We start from the raw sequence: 20,740 nt of genomic DNA on the forward strand, positions 1-20,740 counted from the left end.
AGTTTTAAATTTGAGAAGTTGGGCTTTTTTCGTTACAAATCTAATAAAGGCTCCCATTCCCTAATGAGGAGACATATTGAACCTTTAACAAAGGCTTGTATCTGCAACCGATACCTGTACCTTGGCATTATTTAAGTATCACATCTACTTTAAAAACGTTACGACATTATTTAAAAGCTACATCACCTAATTAGATTTCTCTTTTAATAGTATTTGTATAACGTTTGGTAGGAAGATTACTCAAGTAAGTCCAGAACAATTCAAACGGTCCTCTCTCAAAGAATTTTAGCCATACGTATGAGAATGCCATCATGAATAATACAATACCTAGCCAAATGGCAGCGATAACGAACAAACTGTGCGCTTGTGCTAGTCCAAATCCCCACGAATAAAACAAGACAGAAGCAAGGATATTTTGTAAAATATAGCATGATAGTGCCATCTTCCCAATTCTACTTAGTGCTTGTTGAATACGCGGGAAGAATTGATGACGATCTATCCAAAATACAAGACCTAAATATCCAATTGCTACAACTGGTGCAGCTATATATCGGTCAAGCCCTGTTAATACAATTGAAGCAAGTGTTAATGGAAAACCGATCGCTAACCCCCATAGCATCAAACGATTTTGCAACTTAATACTTGCCTTATCCATTTTCAATAATCCTTTGCGAACTAATAACACACCGACTAAAAATAAGAAAATATTCATTGGGATAATCGTAATCGCCTCACCACGTAGCGCAATAAAATTTGTTAAGCGATGCGATACCTGTTCCATCCACGTCGTATTCGTTAATATGCCTGTCGTCGAGTTAGCAATTAATGAGTTTCTTGGAGCAATTAGTGTCGTATAAACTTGATAAGCAAGGTGAACCACCCCGGCACTAATCATGGTAATCCATATTGTTTTATCTGATTTTTGAATAATATAGGCAACAAAGAGACCCGTGACTGCATAACTCATGAGCACATCATATTCAAAAACAAATACGAAATGCAGTAGCCCATCTATAAATAGTAAAATCATTGACCATGCATAGAGTTTATAAAACGGGAGTCCACGTCTTTTGTAGCTCGCATACTTCAGCTGCATCCCTATTCCAAACATAATCGTAAGCAGACCGAGAAACTTACCATTTGTAATTATTCCACCTAGAGCATAGGCAATCCAAAACAACGATGAGACCTGATCAATATCCTCTGCCCCCATTTGCTGAATACCCGCGAAAAGCCATACGTTTGTACCGAGAGTTCCAATAATAGCAATGCCTCTCGCAACATCCAGCATTTTAATTCTTTTCATCATTACCTCCGTAAAAAAATAGATTTTTAATCTAATGCGTCAATTGCTCTTCGATTATATTGATAGGTCACAATAAAGTAGAAGCTATACATACCAATCATCAATATGAAAGAAAGAATGACACTTTTTACTACTGACCACGTTGTTAAATTTGCAAATTGTGGAATAGTTAATATATTAAAAGCGAGACCATGTAGAAATGCTATGCCAACAGGCAAACTATAATATAAGAATTGTTGTTGCAATACACTTTTTTGTATTTTCCTCTTCGATACACCGAGCTGCCGGAGTATTTGATAATTTGTAAAGCTTTGTTCCTCCTGCCCTAGTATGTGTAGAGATAGTAGCGTTAAAGAAGTGAGTAACAACGTAAGTCCAACATAGACACCAATATAAGATACAGTAATGTTAGAAGTTGTAAGCTCAACTGTTACGACTTCCTTCGTATCCATCGAAAGATTAATGTTATGCTCTCGATAGTCATGTAAAAAGGTTGAACCATTATCTTTATAAACTCCATTCCAAATATAGCGATTAATTTGCTGATCATGAAGCCAATCGTCTGCTACAATTAGCATGCCGCCATCTAAAACAAGATTAGACGTCTCGGGCACGAGTGTTGTAACCGTGCTAGCTTTAGGTTTAAACTGCTGATCTTGCCAAAAAAAGCCCCCTTTACCTGCTCGAAGTTGTTTTTCAAATGCTTTTTTAAATTTCTTTTGTGGTGAATTCAGGATATATTCATTATCTTCAAGCTGAGTTGGTGCAAGACCTTGCAGCTTACGTATTTTATTGTAATCTGATAGCTTGAGCATCAGAACATCTTTTCCTTTTTGCATATCAAATGCAGGTAACATAATGTCATCATTTGTATAAAGAGCAATTTGTGCGTAATCTTTGAAATAATGGTTTATTGTTAAATCATTTTTCTCTAGCTGTTCTTCAACAAATGTAGAAGCATTTTGGCTTTCATTCGGAAATACTGTAAAACTCACATCATACGGTGTTCCCTGCTCTAAATTAATCATCATCTCTTTTCCAAGGTTGATGCTCATTGGCATGATTAGAAACGCAATAAATAGAACAAGCGTAACAACGCTTAAAGATAAGCTAGAAGATGTCATCTTCTTTCGCAACTGTGATACTGTAAAAGACTGAATATCCCTGTAATAACGACTACGACGTTTTTCTACAAAGTGAATGATAGAATCCATTCCTGCAAAAATGATAAGCGTATTACCAAGTGCCATGCTGATTAAAGCGAGACCAAAAGTATATGTGAATGAAAATGGCATTGTCCAAAACATCCAGTAAGCGAACACCCATAATAAAATGGCAACAACAGATGATAGAAGTTTCATTTTTGATACATGAGTGATCTTCTCATTCTTCTCTTCCGCATGTAAAAGTTCTAATATCGTAAGTGATTTCAATTGCTTCTTGTTATATATTTGGGCAATGAATAATACGAGTACAACTAACAATACTGTACAAATGAGAGCTACTGGAGAAAGAATAAATTGAAATGAGACTGAACCAACTCCGATAAGCTTCCCAGTAATTAGCGCCAACGCTTGAGATAAAAAGAAGCCAAGCCCAATTCCAACTACAAGTGCAAAAAATCCAATTTGACGGTTTTCACGGCTAATAAGCTTAGTGACTTCTTTGCGTCCCATCCCTAAAGAAAGATAAATGCCAAACTCCTTTTTCCGCTTTAAAATAATGAGTCGATTTGAATATACAATGAGGAATGCAGTTAAAAAACTAGTAAAAACAGAAATCACCATCATCATACCAATTGCAAACGGTAAATAACTTAGCGTATCTTCAATCCCTAACAGCTCAAACTGTGCACCAATGGAGTTAAACATATAAAAAAGTGCAATTGAAAAGACAAGCGTTAGAAAATAAATAAAATAATTGCGCTTATTCCTTTTCATATTCTGCTTCGCCAAGTTATTTAAATATAACGTCGATGCTTTTTTACCATTAGTAATCTGCATAATAGGAGCCTCCTCCAAGGGTCGATTGTACATTCATAACTTGATCAAAGAACTCCTTACGACTCGCATCGCCCTTTACAAGCTCATGGTAGATTTTACCGTCCTTAATAAACAATATACGGTGACAAAAGCTTGCTGAAAATGCGTCATGTGTCACCATCACAATTGTAGTGTGTTGCTCCTTGTTCAAATTTCCCATTACATTTAACAGACCAACAGATGATTTCGAATCAAGGGCACCGGTGGGCTCATCAGCTAATAATAAGGACGGCTCGGTAATTACAGCACGAGCTGCAGCAATGCGCTGACGTTGACCTCCAGATACTTCATATGGATATTTATCCTTTAACTGTTCTATTTCGAGCTTTTTCATAATGATTGCAACTCGCTCTTGAATTTGCTTGTATGGTACCTGATTAATCGATAGTGCAAGTGCGATGTTATCAAAGGCAGTTAGGCTATCAATCAAATTAAAATGCTGAAAAATAAAGCCTAAATCCTTTTTCCTATACTGATTAACTTGTTCTTCTCCAAGTCCTGATAAAGGAGATCCCTTGAGTAAAATTTGCCCCCGGTCAATGGTATCGATTGTAGATATTGCATTTAGAAGTGTTGTTTTTCCACTTCCAGATGGACCCATAATACCAACAAATTCACCTTCTTTAATTGTAAACGTGATATCATCAAGCGCTTTTGTTAACTGCGTACCATTTTTAAATACTTTGCTAACATGTTCTACTTGTAATAACTCTGCCATCTTGTCCACCTCTTTTAGATTATTTACTTAAAGTTTAAAAGGTTTAATGTACAAAATCGTAGATATAATAAAACATAATTATAACAATGATGTAATATTTGCTTTTTGCATCGTTAAAAAGAAAGTCGTTCCCTTACCTTCAGTAGATTCCACCCGAATATCCATTCCCATTTTTTTAGCAAGTTGCTTGCATAAAAAAAGGCCGACACCTGTCGCATTCGGATGTCGCCTACCATTTTCTCCAGTAAATCCACGGTCAAATATACGCGGCAAATCTTTTGCTGGAATACCTATACCATTGTCTGAAATGGTTAGAACAATCTTTTCTCCTAGCACATGGCTTTCCAATGTTAGTTCTGGTTTTTTAGCCGTCGTACAATATTTTATCGAATTGACTAATAGTTGATTTAAAATAAAAAGGGTACGCTTTTGATCAAGCAATACAACGCCCTCAATTGGCCCCCAATTAATTTTGAATTCCTTCAGTAATAATGGCTTAATCTGTTGGTTCAAGCTTTGTTTTACAAGGGACTTCAGCTCCGTTTTATGTAAGATGAAGTCTTGCTCTGCCTCCTCAACCTGACTCAAATAAAGTGCCTGCTCAATATAGTGTTCTAGCGTATTCACTTCTTCTTCAACATTTTCCATGAGCGTATTGCGATTGTTTTCAGCAAGCAATCGAATTGTAGTAATTGGCGTCTTCATCTCATGCACCCAGGAGGTCATAAAATCCTTACGCTCCTCCCGATTCTTTAGTTCCTTTAGCTCAAGCTGATTTAAATGCTGCTGGTGAGATTGTAGTAAACGATAAATCATCTGACCTTCTGTAAAAGAAGGACGTCTTAGCTGGTTCAAACTAATATGTAATGATGTGGAAGTTTGTTCCGAAAGTACATCATAAAATGCCTTTCTACGAAACCACTCATAGAAAAAAGTAGTGCTGTTTAGAATCATCAAGAATCCGACTACAATAGTGATAATCGACCAATCAATCTCCATTATCCAAAGAAAAAAAGCCGTACCAACACAACCAATTACATAAAGAAATATTGGTATTAGTTGATCTGCCAAATAGTCCGTAAACTTCATACTTGATACCCCATCCCATGCTTTGTATGAATAAAATCCTCAATACCGATTTGCTCGAGTTTTTTACGTAAACGGTTGATATTCACTGTAAGAGTACTATCCTCTACGAAGAACTCCATTTCCCAAAGTGCTCGAATCAAATCAATCCGTGGCACAATGACGCCTGGCTGTCGCATAAGCTCTTTTAAAATACCCAGTTCATTTTTCGTTACCTCTATCTTGTGACCTTTAAAATGTACAGTCCCTTCAAGTAAATAAAGCACTACTCCTTTATGCTCTAACATCACTACGGTCCCCTGTTTTTTCGAACGTTTCAGCAAGGCTTCTATTCGAGCTAATAATATATGTGTGTTAAATGGTTTTGTCACATAATCATCTGCCCCAGCCTGTAATCCACGCAGTTCATCAATCTCCGTAACCTGACTTGTCAACATGATGATTGGTAATAGTGTATGTTTACGTAATTCCTCCGCAATAAGAATTCCATTCATAAAAGGAAGATGCAAATCCAGCAATAATAGATCTCCATCTACAGTTAGTATCTCCTCTACAACCTCCTGAACATTTCGCAATTCTTCAACAACATGCACCCTATAATTATTTCGCTGCAATAGTATGCCAAGCTCTTTTTGAAGCTTTACCTCATCCTCGACAATAATAACTTCCATCTAAAAACCTCCAGATTTATTAAATATAATTTAACTTTCTTCTAGCCTTCTATATAATGAAGCTCTTGAGACATTAGTAATTTCACAAATTTGATTTACAGTCATATTTCCTTTCTTATATAGCTTTATTGCATAATCCCTGCATGATTTTTATGATATTTCTTTAATATACCTTCAAATTCCCCTTCTTTCTTAGCCAACTCAATCCCTTCACGTTGTCCCCGCATGCGTATAAGAACTCGCTCTATTTGGTTAACACCAGCTATAACTGTAACTAAAAATTAGCTGTATAGATTATTACCCTCTGATAAATCTAGCCATGTATCGTTTATTGATTTTAAACTTGCCTTTTTACCTCTTATATAATCAACTAATTCAAATAAATCTTGTGTACTTCGAGTAATACGAGTTAAGTCTGTCACATAAATAATGTCACCTTCGTGTAAATCTTCTAACATTTTTTGAAGTTGCTCACGATTCTTTGTTGCTCCAGAAACGTTTTCTTCAAAATAATATCCATTCCGATTTCGTTTAATTGCTGATATTGCCTTGAAGGATTCTGGCTAGTCGAGCTAACACGTATATACCCGATTTTCCGCAAAATATCACCTCGTTTTTGAGACAAGTCTTATGAGACATTCTTAACTATGATTTTATCTGTCTACTATATTGGTATCAATAAAGTACACTCTATTGATATATAATTATACTAATAAACTAAATAATTGCAGAGATGGGATGATACAATATGAAAATTGCGAGAGGAAGAGAATTACTTACGCCAGATCAAAGACTAGCTCTTATGCAAATTACTGAGGATGAGAGGATATTGGGAACCTACTATACTTGTTTCAAACGGGACTTATATATGTGCATTTTAATGTTCCAGCATAACGATTAACTTTAAAAATCAGCCGCCATGTTGCCAGCTTATCGTCTCATTTGCTTGCATTTCGGCTAAAAATAAATGTTTTTTAACGGTTCACTGTAGGATTTTTACCGGATATGGTAGGGTTTTGCTCATGTGGATGGTTTTGACCGGATGTAGCGACTTTTTGCTCGGATACCTTAGCTTTTTGACCGTTCACTGTCGACAGCTTTAAGATAATTTATATCCTCCTCTTCATTTACATACACCCAAGCTAAATTATGTAAATTTTCGACCGAACGCTCTTGCTCAACTAATTGTTTCATTCGTTGAAAAGCTTGATGATACTGATTTCCTTCAAAATAAGCTAATGCTTGTTTCATATGTATCTCTCCTGTCCTAAAAAGTAGTTTAGAGAAAACTAGAAATATAGGATAAATCATTCTTTATTTTTCTATCACTAATCTTGGCCAAATTTTATGCCATTGTTTTTCTTTCATTCTACTTCTATAAATTTTGTATAATTCCATATGTTGATGAAATTTTGGTGTAGGCCTTACTATATGATGAAATAAATCATGAAGGCCATATGGAGCCATAATAAGTAATTCCTCATTTTGAATTTTTACAGCTATGGCAGTTGGTGTTTCTGGAAAATTAGCAACTCCATCATAAGAAGAAAGATAAGCAGAGACACCATTTTTAATATGCATACGTGCTTGATTTTTTACCGACCAAAGCTGATTTGAGATTAACGCTTCAAGCTTGTTTTCTAAAAGCTTTTCTGTTTCTAAAGAGGTATCATATCGGTCATAATAAATCACATCTATATCATTCAACGGAGTCGTACATTTGTGTGATACATCCCAAACTTTATTTCTTATTATGCCTGCACAAACCCAAGAATCATATAATTTCAACGATTCAACTGCTCTTAAAATAGACATGATATAAGCATCATTGTTGATTATTTCTTTCAGTTTTTCTTCCAGATCCATCAAAATCACCCCTCCACCTTTAATCCTTGTCTGAGTTTAAACAACAGGAATAATTTAACACACTTTTTAAGTTAATCAAATTATTCTATCTATAAAAGTTGTGGCATACTTCTTCAAATCGTACCACCTAGTTTTACATAAAAACTAGGGAATATACTCTGTTACATGAAACAAAAAAAGAACTGCCTCCTTTTTAGGAAAACAGTTCTTTTCATCTTCTTATGCTTCTTACAAATACTGCTCTTTCCACATTGCCCGTTCATTGGCATGTAATACGTCCTCTAGTTTCTTGTCCCATTCATTTGTTAGCGTATTATAAACACGGGCATACAATGCATCCTCTGATTCATTGTGTAAAATAAAGGCTAGGCATGGGACGTCATTAATTTGAATTTCCTCACTCGATAGGATAGAGGTAACATATGTGTTCAGTTCTTCTTCCTCTTCTTGCTGATCGGTTAGAAGCTCAATCATTTGTTGTTCATCTAGTTGCCCTACTTCCATATTGGCTGCATACGATAATTCGTCTGGGAATTCATCAAAATCTAGAACCGCCTCAATATCCCCTGGTAAAAAGCTTTCATGCAGCGGACTATATTGCAATACATCACTTACCGCATCAAGCTCTTCCTCATAAACGCCTTCTGCTAATTGCTTTTCGCCTTTCGGAGTTAATTGTAACGTCGTGTCTTTTTCAACAAGACCTGTCTTTATCATTTTATTCAATAAATCGTTAATAAAAAGCGGCTCGACAAGCAGCACTTCCGCTACTGTTTCCCCGTCTTGAAAAGCACCCGTTTGAAAAGATATAAGCATCATTTTCATTAAAATATCCATCGGCTTTTTTAAGACTGGATGATATGTTACTTTAAAAGTATGAACGGGAATACAGAAGCGCATGTCATGGACAATTTTAGCTCCATCCAGTTGTGTGAGCTGAGAGGCTAACTGCTTTTGTAATGTTGTTAGTTCCATTTAGTGCGCCTCCTTAAATGCACGGTAACCGTCTTGTATTTTGACCGTTTCAAGTACATGACTGTACATATCACGCACTTCTCGTTTTTTTGGCTTTTGTGCAAACATTTGCGTACTGCCAATGAGTGCGAGTAATTCACGCGCCCTTGAAAGTGCAACATTGAGGCGACGATAATCTTTAGCAAAACCAATTTCCCCGTTGCCCCCATTATTTCGTACCATTGACACTAAAATAACGTCCATTTCCATCCCTTGGAACTTATCGACTGAACCTGTACGGATATGAAGATGTGGCACACTAATTTCCTGTTCGATTAGGCGATTGATACGCTTCACTTGCTCCGCATAGAAGCTAATAACACCAACCGATTTTAAAACATCTTGCTCCAGCGTGCCTGCTGCTTTTGCTTTTTCTGTCGCATCATTCATGTCAAGAAGAAGGTCTTTGATAATTGAGAGTTCTGCTTCATTAAATAAACTTGCCCCCTCCTGCATACGCTGCTCGAAATAAGACTTTTCATTTGGCACATCAAACCAAAGTAAATGATGGTTACGATTGAAATGCGTTGTTTCAAGCTGATGATCTCGTAATGCATCGGAATCAGATAAGCCGCATTGCAATTCATCACTTTCATTTTTATAAAATGGTGCGATTGTTTGCATAATGTTTTCATGCATACGGTACTGAATAGCAAGCATTGTTTTATTCGCTTTTGGTAAGTTTTTATATAGACGCTCAAATAGCGATTCTTCTAGCAGTTTTTCAAGCTCCCGTTTTTCTTCAAATGTATCGCTTTCTTTTAATACTTGTTCTAGTGTTTCTTCAAATGTTTCATCGCCAATTAACGGTGGTAGCTGATGGTGATCTCCTACTAAGATGATTTTCGCCCCTTTTAGCATTGGCAGTAGTAGCTCTGGTGGCGTCGCTTTCGACACTTCATCAATGATGACCACATCAAATGTTGGGTAGTTATCCATAAACTCACGATTAGCTGAAGCTACACATGTCGTACCTATCACATTCGCATGCTTCACGTACAGCTTACGAATTTCATCTAAGTCATGCTCATTCGCGGATGCTAGCATCTGTTGCCATTGCTTTTGCAAGCTTTGTGTAACAGGAAGAAGTGCAATACGCTCCTCCAGTTTTGCTATTTGAGCTGTGCATGCAACAAGCCCTTGTTCAACATTCGCTAATGCTTGTTCAGGGTTCTGCTTAATGAGTAGCTCCAGTTCTTGTTTTTCTTTTTCAAGCGTGAGTCCTGTATTATTAACGTCTTTTAGTGCAGCAACTGTTTCTGCTAGTAATTTTTCTCCGCTTTGTAGCTCTTGCTGAACAATGTGAAGAGCCTCTTGCTTTTGTGCTTTGACAGATGTAATTTCTGCCATGCTGGCAAGTAAATTCGTTGCTTCTTTTTTTGTTTTGTCTGCTTCAATACGCATCGTACGCAATGTGTCTGCTGGGCGCGCCTCTTGGACTGGCAGTGACTCGATATGCATCGAGGTAACGGTTAACTTCCCTTTTAATCGCTGAATTTGATCTTGCAGTGATTGAATGACACCTTCATTTGCTCCTTGTTGTTCTTGTAAAGCAGCAATGAGTCCTTCTTTTAAACGTTCAAAAATAATGACTGTGTCACTGATTAAGGCACTATAATGATGCATTTGCTCATCGATGTATGCTTTTCGTAAATGTAGCCCTTGAATAGAGCGGGTCCCATTTGTCGTGTTAATTTTTTTCTCCACAAATGCTTTACTTAGCTTAGATAAAAAATCATTTACTTCTCCAATTGAATATATGTGATTCGGTGGGAGTGGCAAGTGATTTACGTGAATACCAAGCGTCGTTTCACTATAAACGATCGCTTTATCGAGGCGTACTGCTATATCTTTAATGCCCTTATATTTTTCGAGTTGTTGCTGACGTTCACCGAGAGACATGAGAAGTCGATCCAATACGAAGCTACGACGAAGACCGCGCTCCTCTATATAGCTTTCGACTTCATATACTTTCTTCAATGCTGTAATTTCTTGTGCCTGTGCTTCAATAGCAGATATGCCGCCCGTTAAGTGCTGCAGTTTTTGTTCGGAAGCGTCAAGTTGTGTACGTACCTCTGCTTGCTCTGCTAATAATTCCGCTAATTCTAGCTCTACAGATGCTTCATCAAACAATTTCGTTGCCTCTTCTAAACGCTTTTGAATGACATCTTCTGTATCAAATTGGGATAAATCCTCATCTAACTTAGCAATTTCCGCTTCATAGCCGGCAATATTAGCACGCAGCTTTTCCAGTGCCGCCTCTGTTTCCTCTCGCTCTTTTTTCAGTGAACTTAGCTGCTTTTTTAATGTTGTAATCGATTGTTCTATTTCAGCAAGCTGCTCTTGTGCCTGTTGCTTCTTTTCAATTTGTTCTTCTAGCGCTACTTTTTGCGTTGTAAGTGTATCAATTTTTTGCTTCGTTTCAGCAATTTCATCATTTAATTGCTGTTCTTTTGAAGTATGGTGCTCTACTTCATGTGTAATCGCTTCATACGTTTGCGCTTTCCAATAAGCCGAAACATTTTCTTCGATGAATTTCTTCCCTTCTTCTTCGATGGACTCTGTTCGACCATAACGAAGAATACGGATATCTTTGTTTGAAAGTAAACGACTTAAGGCATTATCCACCGCTAAGTTGGATTGAGAGGCAACAAGCGTTTTTAAGCCCGCTTTTGCATTTTGATAGCAAATTTCAGAAATAACCGTTGTTTTCCCAGTGCCTGGAGGGCCTTGAATAACATATAAATCTTCCGCACTCATGGCTCCGACAACAGCCGCTTGTTGGAATTCATTTAATGGATTATGAAATTGTAATTCGACGTCTTGTCGGCGCTCTGCGATAACTGGTTTATCTTCAAATAAGATATTTTCTAAGTTCGCATTAGCTGCCAGACCTTCTTTCAAGCGCTCAAAGCCGCGCAGCAAGCGTTGTAATTGTGCTTTTGTTGCTGCATTGCTAAATTCGATTTTATTCGATTCAAAATGGAGCTCATTTTTTCGTGCACGACGCGCCATGTCAGGTTTTAGCTCGATTTCTACAGTGCGATCACCACGATTGACTTTCACAACATCTCCTAAATCCACGTGATAGCCACGCACGCGAGAACTCAAACCCTTCAATTGCTTCCACTGCTTGGCATCGATTCCCGATAACTGCATGACAACATGTGAAAACTCGGCATTAAAACGGGGGCTTGAAAAGTTCGCTTCAATGTCTTCAATTTCTGCGTTTTTATTTAAAACTTTTAAATACCCTTCCCAGCTCGTAATGCGCTTATTGATATAATCATATCGCTCTTTGGAAAACGGCAGACTAGCAAGCGATGTAATAAACTTATCCGGATATGTATGCCCATTAATACGTGTTGGTACAAAATGAACTAACATCCGTTCACGTCGATTCGTCGCAACCGGTGTACCAATACCACGTGTCCGGAAGCTTTTCGCTACTAATCCGCTTTTCATATCAAATAAGCAATCCATAATACAAACGCGCTCTGGGAATTTCTTTGCAAGCCCTTTATTGATCTGCGGGTCAAAATAAAGCGTTAAGGAAAGTTGTGTACCATCCGTTTCAAGTTTTTCAACGAACACAACAAACGCTTTTTGTAAATTAAAAAAGGCGTGTTCATCTTGAACATGCTGCTTAATCGCTTCACGTGCTGTATTTGTCAGTACGATATGTAAACGCAATTTCTCAGTTGCTACTGTCTGCATCTGAACACCCTTTCCTTCATTCGTTCAAAAATAGTCACAAACTTAATTATACCAACAATTTAAATACCTTGAAAGTGAAAAAGTAGCCATCTGCGTATGGAATCTTCGCGACTACCGCCAGAGCAATATTTCTTAGTAACTATTTATTAAAAAGGGGGTATCCAGAACGGGAAAACGTTCCAGATACCCCCTTTCCCCTATTCAACTATTCGCGCTTCTTGCTTATATTTCTCATCCCACGCCTCGTCGATTTTACGGAGCGCTACAGGACGAAATGTGTCTTTTCGAATGAGCGTATGCTGACTCGTAGCTGTTACGGCCACTGAGCCATCTTCATGTAAAATTTCATAGCCGTATGTAGTACGCAATTTACCATGCGATTCAATCCAAGTACGGACTGTAGCAACCTGACCGTAACGCATCGCTTTTTTATATTGAAGAGATATATCTAATACCGGCGAAACATAGCCAGAACGCTCTAATTCGGCATAATCAAACCCTAAATCCTTTACGATTTGCGTACGTCCAAGCTCACACCAAATAATGTAACTTGCATGATGGACTACCCCCATCTGATCCGTCTCTGCATAGCGGACTTCTACTTGCTTTTCTGATATATACATTTCATTCACCTCTTTGCCATTATAGCACAAGGACTTCTTGTCTTTATTTTAAAATAGAGCTATCAGATTACTTCCCTGTGCCAACGAGTGTTAACCCAGGAATAAATGTAATCAAGAAAATATCGACAATCATCATAAGTAAGAATGGAATTACTGCCTTTACGACAGGCTCAAACTTCGTACCACCAACTTGAGCCGCAATGAATAATGAAACCCCTACCGGAGGCGTCACTAAACCAATAGAAAGGTTCGCTACCATAATAATACCGAAGTGAACTGGATCTACACCAATACTTGTCATAACGGGCACTAAAATTGGTGTTAAAATAATAACAGCCGCAATCGTCTCCATAAATGTACCAACAACAAGTAAGAATAAGTTAACTAAAATTAAAACCCATAATGCTGATAATTCAGATTCAAGGAACATAGATGCCACTTGCTGTGGAATTTGTTCACGTGTTAGTACCATTCCAAATAATGCTGCAGTACCGATGATAAACATAATAACCGAAGTCGTTACAACAGAAGATACTAAAATCTCTTGTAATACTTTAAAGTTAATCTTTTTATAAACAAAAATACCAATTACTAATCCATATACAACTGCTACTACAGATGCCTCAGTTGGTGTAAAAAGACCACTATAAATACCACCTAAAATGATAATGGGCATTAATAGGGCTAAAATTGCACGTTTAAATGACACAAAGATATTTTTAAAACTAGTTTTTTCTACACCACTACCATAACCTTTTTTCCATGAAATGATATAAGCAACTACCATTAACGAAACCCCAATCATGATTCCAGGTAAAATCCCTGCCACAAAAAGACTTGTAATGGATACGCTTGCCGATACACCATATAATACTAGCGGTACACTTGGTGGAATAATGATTCCCGTTGTTCCTGCAGCTGCTTGAATAGCTGATGAGAAGTTACGATCATAGCCTGCTTTTACCATAGCGGGAATCATAATCGCACCGATTGCAGCTGTTGTCGCAGATGCTGACCCTGAAATGGCAGCAAAAAAGATGCATGCTAAAATTGAAACGTGTGCTAATCCACCTTTTAATTGACCGACTAAGCTTTTTGCAAATTCAATTAATCGCTCTGAAATACCACCGTGCTCCATTAATTTTCCTGCAAGAATAAAGAATGGTGCTGCCATTAGCGGAAATGAGTTCAATGCGGCAAACATCTTTTGTGGTAAAATAACTAGCGGGATATTTCCAGCTATTGCCAAAATAGCTACAGAAGCAACCCCTAGTGCAATCGCAATCGGTACATTGATAACGATTAGAATAGCTAATATGATAAATAGTAATACGCCCATATGTAATCTCCTTTATTTTTCCTTCTTACTAAACAATGTTTTTCCTGTTACATCTAATAGATTTAAACTCATTAATACACCACTGACAGGAATAATGTAATAAATATAACCCATAGGAATTTGTAAAGCTGGTGACGTTTTAACAAAGGCACCTGATGCCAACTCGTAACCATATACAATTAATAGAACAAAGAAAGATAAACAAATGAGCATTACAACGATTACAAAAAACTTCCGAACAATTGCTGGCAATCGGTCAACTAATGCTTCTACACCAATATGTGCTCCATATTGAAATGCGACTGACGCACCTAAAAAAGTAATCCAAATCATCATAAATCTTGCCACTTCTTCTGTCCAAGGGAATGAAGAAGACATGATTACACGTGACACAATTTGTATGAAGACTAATATCACCATGATGAAAAGTAATAGTGCTGAAAATAATTCTGTTGTTCGATTAATGACTTTCATACTTTTTGTCCACATAAATTAATTTCACCTCGTTAATAAGAAAAGTCCATTCGCCCCGCAAATAAAGCAGCCCCTGCTTTACTTGCGGAACGAATGTACAAAATAAGCTAAAAAATAGAAAGAAAGGAGGATGGAACCTCACTTTCTCCCCATGCAGAATGAAATATTATTCAACTGCTTGAATACGTTCTACTAAGTCGCCAAAATTAGAAGCGTATTTTTCATAAACAGGCTCAACAGATGCTTTAAATGCTTCTAAATCAATTTCATCAATAGGAACAATTGTAACACCGTGGTCTTTCAGAGCTTGAATATGATCAACTTCCATCTCTTGGCTAATCTCACGTTGACGTACAGCATACTCTTGCCCTTTTTCAACTAAAATTTGTTGAATGTCGGCAGGTAACGAGTTGAACTTATCACCATTCATTAATAACGGAGCTGATGCATAATAAATACCTACTTCACTGAAGTGGTCTGTTACTTCATAGAATTTAGAAGTATTCATAATGGCATAAGATAAGTCTGTACTATCTACTACACCTTGCTGTAAAGATGTATACAACTCTGGAAAGGCGATTGGTGTTGGGTCAGCCCCTAAAGATGAGTACATATCAATGTAAATTGGGTTTTCTAGAGTACGGATCTTTAACCCTTTCATGTCTTCAGGTGATTTAATGGCTTTATTACTCGCAATATGACGCATACCATTTTCCCAAATACCTAGGGCCTTGAAACCAGCAGCATCTAATTTACCCATTAACTCTTGTCCAACTTCACCGTCTAATGTTGCATAAACATGCTCAACATCACGGAATAAAAATGGCATTTCTAAAACAGAGAAATCTGACACAAAGTTACCTACAGGACCTGAAGTAACTAATGTCATATCAAGTGCACCTAGTTGTACTTGTTCTGCTACTTCGACTTCTCCACCAAGCGCTCCATTCCCAAATACTTCAAATTCTACACGCCCCTCTGTTGCTTCTTCAACAGCAGCTGTAAATTCCTCTAAACCTTTACTAAACGCGTGATCTTCCGGTGCAATATGCCCTACTTTAATCACATAGGTTTCTTCATCGCCACCTTCTGCATTACCGGTGCTAATTTTTTCATCTGAGCTTTCCGAGTTACCACAAGCTGCCAAAACTAGTACTAATGCTAGTGTGAATAGTAGCCCGAAAAACGATTTAGATAAACGTTTCACCAATTATTCCCCCTATCGTTCTCTCTCTTTGAAGATTTATCCTTAATCTTTATAATTAATAATCCGAACATTCTCAATACAATAAATAATCATTCTTTTATAAAAAAGATAATATCAAACCCTTATTTTGGAAAAATAATTATTTTTTCGATAATATAATTTCACATAAAAAGCGCGAGGGATAAAGGTGAATCATTTTTTTATTGTCATTTTTCTTTGTTTTTATGTAAATTAAACTGTTTTAGTTGCGAATCAAACATACTTGCAAGATTCATTTTTACATGATAATTGTTATTCCTTCATCATATTAAACTACTAAAACATTTTTAAAATGCAAGACTTCTAACAAGGAAGATAAGAAGCTTATTTGACTAAGCCTTATCACAAATAAACACTAGCATAAGCCGGGTACCGCTACCAACAGCTCTTTAACCTCTAATGAAGCTGTACAATAAGTATTTTTATAGCAATTTATATGGATAACTGTTTTAAACATGTGATACTTTATTAAATTGATTGGAGGATAGATACGGAGATTCCTACGGGAACAGCACTCGCGGAAAATCCATTTTGACGGCGATGTTAGTTTGAGTCGTGCACGTGGAAAACGAAGCGCCAGAACGGAAATCAATCTAGAGGATATCAAAAAAAGAGCTTATCACTTATTGGATAGCTCCTATTACTTCTTTTTTTATTGTTCCATTAAATTATAGATCCGATCCACTAGCGGTGGATGTGTATAGCGGAACCATTTTACAAGTAGCGGAGGGTTTACCTCACTAAGCCCCGCTCTCGCTAAAGCTTGAAATGAAGAAATGGCTGCCGATTCATCTTCTATTAATGCTAACGCATAATTGTCCGATTGTATTTCGTGATGACGGCTCACTGCGTTATCTAGCGGATTCGTTGCAAAAAACAGCATCGATGAAAGGATTAAATACAACGGTAATGAATGAAGGCTTTCCATACGCTTAATATTTAAAATGGCTCCGTACTTCGCAATAATTCCAGGCATCCATTTAGCGATTAGCCAATACAGGATGAATGTAATGCCAAAATAATAAAGTAAATTTTTGTATATATCCTTATGTACATAGTGCGCCATCTCATGTGCCATGACAAATAGTACTTCTTCCTCCGATAATTGCTGCAGTGTTGTATCCCATAATACAATCCGTGCATTCGAGCCAATCCCATTAACATAAGCATTCATCGCCGTTGTTTCATCCGCCATTTCAACTTCGTATACATGATCGGCTGGAATATTTGCTTGCTCTGCGAGTGCCAGTATTTTTTCCTCCAGCTGTTTATCCTCTATCGCAGTAAAATCATTATAGAGGGGGTCAATGATTTGTGGTTGTATAAATGCGTAAAATAGCGTAATCGGAATTTGAACTGCCCATACATACACCCACCAACGCTTTTTTGCTCGACGAATAAAGAAATATAAAATACTGACAAAGATGAGTGATGTGATAAATTCCAAGCCGAAATTCATCGCATATTGTGTCAGCCATTGTTGAAAAGGTTGTGTACTCACCCCATAGCTCTTGGCAAAAAAATAAGCACAATAATTAATTGGCAACAACAATAAAAACGTTACGACCGATAGCAACAATACGTATAAGGCGTTTCTTACAATTGTCCATTTTGACTTTAAACTCCACTTTTCGAGCAGTTCGGATAGACCTGTTATCAGAACAAAAAGATAAATTAACCATTCAAATGGTGTTTTAATAAAATATAAAAAATTTCTTATTTTCGAGTAGTTTTCACTTAAATATAGCTCCCGCCCTGTCATATAAGTACTTGGGTCTGCTGCTGTTCCCTTTAATACATCAGGGATACTATTATTACTACTGTAAAAAATATAAAAATACATCGCAGCGGCATAAACACCAAACAATAAAATGACCCGTAAACCCCATTTAGCTTTCATCAAATCTCCTTTTGTCTTTTATTAAAACGAAACATGGAATAAATAATAAAAATGCCTATCGGAACGAAGAGATAATATTTGTATTGATCAAATGTCGATACGATAATAGACCAATTATCCCCCGCCCATGCCCCTAACATAATTAATACCGTATTCCAAATCAATGTACCAAGTGCTGTATAATGAATAAAAAGTAAGAACGGCATCCTAGCAATCCCAGCTGGAATCGAAATTAAACTACGAATAACCGGGATAAAACGACAAAGGAACACCGTCACAAATCCATGCTTTTGAAACCATACAGCGGCCGAATCAATATCTTTCGGATGAAGCCGAAGAATCCATCCTATCTTCCCTGCTAACAATCGTTTTAAAGTCGATAATTGAACTAGCTTGCCTATACTATAAAGGCAAATCGCCCCTGCTACCGAGCCAATAGTAGAAGCAATAATGACACCGGGTACAGTCATGGCAGTTCGAATAGCCATAAAACCACCAAATGTCAAAATGAACTCCGAAGGGATTGGTGGAAATATATTTTCTAATGCCACCAATAAAGCAATCCCGATATATCCCCATTCACTCATAATGCCTTCAATCCAATTTTCCATTAATTCGCTCTCTCACTTCTTTCCTTTTTTCATCATGCTTCACTATATGTACAAGTGTCGGCTGTTATTTAAATTATTGATGAAAAGCTTTTTTACAGAAATAAATAAAACCACTTTATTTTCAAAAAAATTTGACTTTATAATATGCTATGTACTATATTTATATATGAACAACTAATCATATAAGCATATATTAATATAAAAAAGGATGTGTATTGTTTATGAATGATGAACAATTGGAAACAATCGTAACCGATTTAGATGAGGAAGTATTATTTTTAGTTTCACAAACATTTAAAGCTTTAGGAGATCCTACACGTATTCGTATTTTGCATTTATTATCTAAGCAAGAATATGCCGTACATGAGATTGGAGAACACCTCAATCTTAAGCAATCTACCGTGTCACACCAGCTACGATTTTTAAAAAATATGCGATTAGTGAAGTTTCGTCGAGAAGGAACTACGATTTATTACACACAGGACGATGAGCACGTAATGGCCGTTTTACAACAAATGATTGAACATACCAAACATATGTAGGAGGTTTTAATTATGGGACACAATCATGATGGTCATGGTCATGACCATACACACGGAGCAAATAAAAAAACATTATTCATTGCTTTTCTCATTATTACAGGCTATATGATTGTAGAAGTAATTGGCGGATTATTAACGAATAGCTTAGCACTATTATCCGATGCCGGTCATATGTTAAGTGATGCCATCTCTCTTGCTATTGGTATTCTTGCCTTTTCCCTCGGAGAGAAAGTCGCAAACAACGAAAAAACATATGGCTATAAACGATTTGAAATTTTGGCCGCTGTTTTTAATGGCATTACCTTAATTGCTATCGCCCTTTTCATTTTTTACGAAGCAATCGAGCGTTTTGCCAATCCGCCAGAAGTTGCTTCAACAGGCATGCTTTACATTGCTACTATCGGGTTACTTGTAAATATCTTTGTTGCTTGGATATTAATGCGTGGGGGCGGTACAAAGGATAATTTGAATATGCGTGCTGCCTTTTTACACGTGATTAGTGATATGCTTGGCTCAGTTGGCGCTATTATTGCCGCGCTTCTCATTCTATTTTTCGATTGGGGTTGGGCAGATCCATTAGCAAGTGTCATTGTTGCTGCTTTAGTGTTAGTGAGTGGATTCCGTGTAACAAAAGATGCCGTCCATGTATTAATGGAAGGTACACCGGTGAATGTAAATATCGATGAAATCATCCGTACTTTCCGTGAAACAGAGGGCGTACTTGACCTGCATGACCTTCACATTTGGTCTATTACAAGTGGCCAAAATGCATTATCTTGCCATGCCGTCGTTCAAGATACACTGACTATGAAAGAAGGTCAAATTATACTTCAAACATTAGAGCACCAATTGCAACATTTATCGATACATCATGTAACTATCCAACTGGAACCCGCTTCACACAAGCATGAAAACACACTCTTATGTAATTTTGATACACAGCATGAACATAACCATGCTCATTAGATTTTCATTCATACCATTGTTATAAAATGAAGCTATTCTAAAACTAAAGAATAAAATAAAAACCAAGGAACACTATTAATAATTCATGTTCCTTGGTTTTTATAGTTAGCAAAAAGTTTTTTAAATACACCATAGTTGTTATGGAGAATTCTAAAAAACTCACTTAAAATAGGCTTTTCAATCTACATTTTGCTGATGCTCCTCATTTAAAGAAGATTGCACTTTTTTAGGTAATTTCTCAAAAACTAATTGGTACGATATATCGATCATTCGTTTTAATTCATTATCAGACAGTTCATCCGTTTCCAGATTGATGGAGTTCCAGTGCTTTTTATTAGCATAATAGCCGGCACTCACATCACGATACATTGTACGTAACATCTCATTCTCTTCAGGGATGCCTTTTACAGTAAGAACGTATCGATCATTTTTGTTTCCTATTAGCCCAAATTGTTTTCCCTGTAAATCAAAATAATAACAGCCCCAATCCTCTCTAAAATAGGCTTTTGCTCCTCTTTTTGAATTAGCATATTCAATCAGATTTACTAATCGCATATCCTCGCTTTCCATGCCATTCCCCTCCTGTGAAATCATCTCGTACTTAGCATCCTATACGCAA

The 20,740-nt window shown here is 37.0% G+C and carries 18 protein-coding genes and 1 pseudogene; 2 read left to right on the top strand and 17 right to left on the bottom strand.

All coding sequences use genetic code 11. The features are described 5' to 3' along the window. Window positions 1–190: 190 nt before the first annotated feature. The 16 genes and pseudogenes from ACQQ2I_RS10800 to ACQQ2I_RS10875 form a co-directional block, all read right to left on the bottom strand. Entirely contained in the window at window positions 191–1,309 is a 1,119-nt protein-coding gene (locus tag ACQQ2I_RS10800; protein WP_431026802.1) for a DUF418 domain-containing protein, read from the bottom strand. A 23-nt stretch (window positions 1,310–1,332) separates the two neighbouring features. After that, the gene (locus ACQQ2I_RS10805; protein ID WP_431026803.1) at window positions 1,333–3,309 is read right to left on the bottom strand and encodes an FtsX-like permease family protein; all 1,977 of its coding nucleotides are present in this window, start codon (window positions 3,307–3,309) and stop codon (window positions 1,333–1,335) included. Beyond that, entirely contained in the window at window positions 3,296–4,066 is a 771-nt protein-coding gene (locus tag ACQQ2I_RS10810; protein ID WP_431026804.1) for an ABC transporter ATP-binding protein, read from the bottom strand. Before ACQQ2I_RS10810 ends, ACQQ2I_RS10805 begins: the two co-directional genes overlap by 14 nt. A 78-nt stretch (window positions 4,067–4,144) precedes the next feature. Next, the gene (locus ACQQ2I_RS10815; RefSeq protein WP_431026805.1) at window positions 4,145–5,155 is read right to left on the bottom strand and encodes a sensor histidine kinase; all 1,011 of its coding nucleotides are present in this window, start codon (window positions 5,153–5,155) and stop codon (window positions 4,145–4,147) included. Further along, on the bottom strand, window positions 5,152–5,823 hold the full coding sequence (locus ACQQ2I_RS10820) for a response regulator transcription factor (RefSeq protein ID WP_431026806.1): 672 nt from the start codon (window positions 5,821–5,823) through the stop codon (window positions 5,152–5,154). Before ACQQ2I_RS10820 ends, ACQQ2I_RS10815 begins: the two co-directional genes overlap by 4 nt. Window positions 5,824–5,853: 30 nt before the next feature. Continuing rightward, window positions 5,854–6,424, bottom strand: a pseudogene (locus ACQQ2I_RS10825) (recombinase family protein). A 467-nt stretch (window positions 6,425–6,891) separates the two neighbouring features. Continuing rightward, complete coding sequence (locus ACQQ2I_RS10830) at window positions 6,892–7,074, bottom strand: hypothetical protein (RefSeq protein WP_431026807.1); 183 nt, start codon at window positions 7,072–7,074, stop codon at window positions 6,892–6,894. Between the two features lie 63 nt (window positions 7,075–7,137). Further along, a complete protein-coding gene (locus ACQQ2I_RS10835; protein ID WP_431026808.1) occupies window positions 7,138–7,689 on the bottom strand; it encodes a nucleotidyltransferase family protein in 552 nt (183 codons plus the stop codon). Window positions 7,690–7,917: 228 nt separating this feature from the next. Next, window positions 7,918–8,664: a nucleoside-diphosphate sugar epimerase gene (locus tag ACQQ2I_RS10840; RefSeq protein ID WP_431026809.1), complete on the bottom strand. Its 747-nt coding sequence runs from the start codon at window positions 8,662–8,664 to the stop codon at window positions 7,918–7,920. Next, window positions 8,665–12,420, bottom strand: coding sequence for a DEAD/DEAH box helicase (locus tag ACQQ2I_RS10845; RefSeq protein WP_431026810.1), 3,756 nt, complete (start codon window positions 12,418–12,420; stop codon window positions 8,665–8,667). Between the two features lie 197 nt (window positions 12,421–12,617). After that, window positions 12,618–13,043, bottom strand: coding sequence for an acyl-CoA thioesterase (locus ACQQ2I_RS10850; RefSeq protein ID WP_431026811.1), 426 nt, complete (start codon window positions 13,041–13,043; stop codon window positions 12,618–12,620). 67 nt (window positions 13,044–13,110) lie between these two features. Further along, complete coding sequence (locus ACQQ2I_RS10855) at window positions 13,111–14,382, bottom strand: TRAP transporter large permease (protein ID WP_431026812.1); 1,272 nt, start codon at window positions 14,380–14,382, stop codon at window positions 13,111–13,113. Window positions 14,383–14,394: 12 nt separating this feature from the next. Beyond that, window positions 14,395–14,871, bottom strand: coding sequence for a TRAP transporter small permease (locus ACQQ2I_RS10860; RefSeq protein ID WP_431026813.1), 477 nt, complete (start codon window positions 14,869–14,871; stop codon window positions 14,395–14,397). Between the two features lie 151 nt (window positions 14,872–15,022). Then, the gene (gene dctP / locus ACQQ2I_RS10865) at window positions 15,023–16,063 is read right to left on the bottom strand and encodes a TRAP transporter substrate-binding protein DctP (protein ID WP_431026814.1); all 1,041 of its coding nucleotides are present in this window, start codon (window positions 16,061–16,063) and stop codon (window positions 15,023–15,025) included. Window positions 16,064–16,754: 691 nt separating this feature from the next. Continuing rightward, window positions 16,755–18,002, bottom strand: a complete 1,248-nt coding sequence (locus ACQQ2I_RS10870; RefSeq protein WP_431026815.1) for a M48 family metallopeptidase — start codon at window positions 18,000–18,002, stop codon at window positions 16,755–16,757. Next, a complete protein-coding gene (locus tag ACQQ2I_RS10875; RefSeq protein WP_431026816.1) occupies window positions 18,002–18,613 on the bottom strand; it encodes a DedA family protein in 612 nt (203 codons plus the stop codon). Before ACQQ2I_RS10875 ends, ACQQ2I_RS10870 begins: the two co-directional genes overlap by 1 nt. A 221-nt stretch (window positions 18,614–18,834) precedes the next feature. On the opposite strand from ACQQ2I_RS10875, the gene ACQQ2I_RS10880 reads away from it, so the two are divergent. Then, entirely contained in the window at window positions 18,835–19,155 is a 321-nt protein-coding gene (locus ACQQ2I_RS10880) for an ArsR/SmtB family transcription factor (protein ID WP_431026818.1), read from the top strand. 12 nt (window positions 19,156–19,167) lie between these two features. Then, window positions 19,168–20,121 (top strand): cation diffusion facilitator family transporter, encoded by a 954-nt coding sequence (locus tag ACQQ2I_RS10885; protein ID WP_431026819.1) that lies wholly within the window; start codon window positions 19,168–19,170, stop codon window positions 20,119–20,121. Between the two features lie 177 nt (window positions 20,122–20,298). On the opposite strand, the gene ACQQ2I_RS10890 is transcribed toward ACQQ2I_RS10885, so the two are convergent. Continuing rightward, window positions 20,299–20,691 (bottom strand): MmcQ/YjbR family DNA-binding protein, encoded by a 393-nt coding sequence (locus ACQQ2I_RS10890; RefSeq protein ID WP_431026820.1) that lies wholly within the window; start codon window positions 20,689–20,691, stop codon window positions 20,299–20,301. Window positions 20,692–20,740 lie beyond the last annotated feature (49 nt).

The sequence above is a fragment of the Lysinibacillus sp. LZ02 genome (assembly GCF_050613145.1).
GTDB lineage: Bacteria > Bacillota > Bacilli > Bacillales_A > Planococcaceae > Lysinibacillus_B.

Excerpts from the sequence above, each read along its gene's own strand:
- ACQQ2I_RS10890 (WP_431026820.1), bottom strand. The coding sequence starts at position 20,691 with ATGGAAAGCGAGGATATGCGATTAGTAAATCTGATTGAATATGCTAAT.
- ACQQ2I_RS10850 (WP_431026811.1), bottom strand. The coding sequence starts at position 13,043 with ATGTATATATCAGAAAAGCAAGTAGAAGTCCGCTATGCAGAGACGGAT.
- ACQQ2I_RS10870 (WP_431026815.1), bottom strand. The coding sequence starts at position 18,002 with ATGAAAGCTAAATGGGGTTTACGGGTCATTTTATTGTTTGGTGTTTAT.
- ACQQ2I_RS10860 (WP_431026813.1), bottom strand. The coding sequence starts at position 14,871 with ATGTGGACAAAAAGTATGAAAGTCATTAATCGAACAACAGAATTATTT.
- ACQQ2I_RS10805 (WP_431026803.1), bottom strand. The coding sequence starts at position 3,309 with ATGCAGATTACTAATGGTAAAAAAGCATCGACGTTATATTTAAATAAC.
- ACQQ2I_RS10880 (WP_431026818.1), top strand. The coding sequence starts at position 18,835 with ATGAATGATGAACAATTGGAAACAATCGTAACCGATTTAGATGAGGAA.
- ACQQ2I_RS10800 (WP_431026802.1), bottom strand. The coding sequence starts at position 1,309 with ATGATGAAAAGAATTAAAATGCTGGATGTTGCGAGAGGCATTGCTATT.
- ACQQ2I_RS10885 (WP_431026819.1), top strand. The coding sequence starts at position 19,168 with ATGGGACACAATCATGATGGTCATGGTCATGACCATACACACGGAGCA.
- ACQQ2I_RS10855 (WP_431026812.1), bottom strand. The coding sequence starts at position 14,382 with ATGGGCGTATTACTATTTATCATATTAGCTATTCTAATCGTTATCAAT.
- ACQQ2I_RS10830 (WP_431026807.1), bottom strand. The coding sequence starts at position 7,074 with ATGAAACAAGCATTAGCTTATTTTGAAGGAAATCAGTATCATCAAGCT.
- ACQQ2I_RS10835 (WP_431026808.1), bottom strand. The coding sequence starts at position 7,689 with ATGGATCTGGAAGAAAAACTGAAAGAAATAATCAACAATGATGCTTAT.
- ACQQ2I_RS10810 (WP_431026804.1), bottom strand. The coding sequence starts at position 4,066 with ATGGCAGAGTTATTACAAGTAGAACATGTTAGCAAAGTATTTAAAAAT.
- ACQQ2I_RS10820 (WP_431026806.1), bottom strand. The coding sequence starts at position 5,823 with ATGGAAGTTATTATTGTCGAGGATGAGGTAAAGCTTCAAAAAGAGCTT.
- ACQQ2I_RS10845 (WP_431026810.1), bottom strand. The coding sequence starts at position 12,420 with ATGCAGACAGTAGCAACTGAGAAATTGCGTTTACATATCGTACTGACA.
- ACQQ2I_RS10815 (WP_431026805.1), bottom strand. The coding sequence starts at position 5,155 with ATGAAGTTTACGGACTATTTGGCAGATCAACTAATACCAATATTTCTT.
- ACQQ2I_RS10840 (WP_431026809.1), bottom strand. The coding sequence starts at position 8,664 with ATGGAACTAACAACATTACAAAAGCAGTTAGCCTCTCAGCTCACACAA.
- ACQQ2I_RS10875 (WP_431026816.1), bottom strand. The coding sequence starts at position 18,613 with ATGGAAAATTGGATTGAAGGCATTATGAGTGAATGGGGATATATCGGG.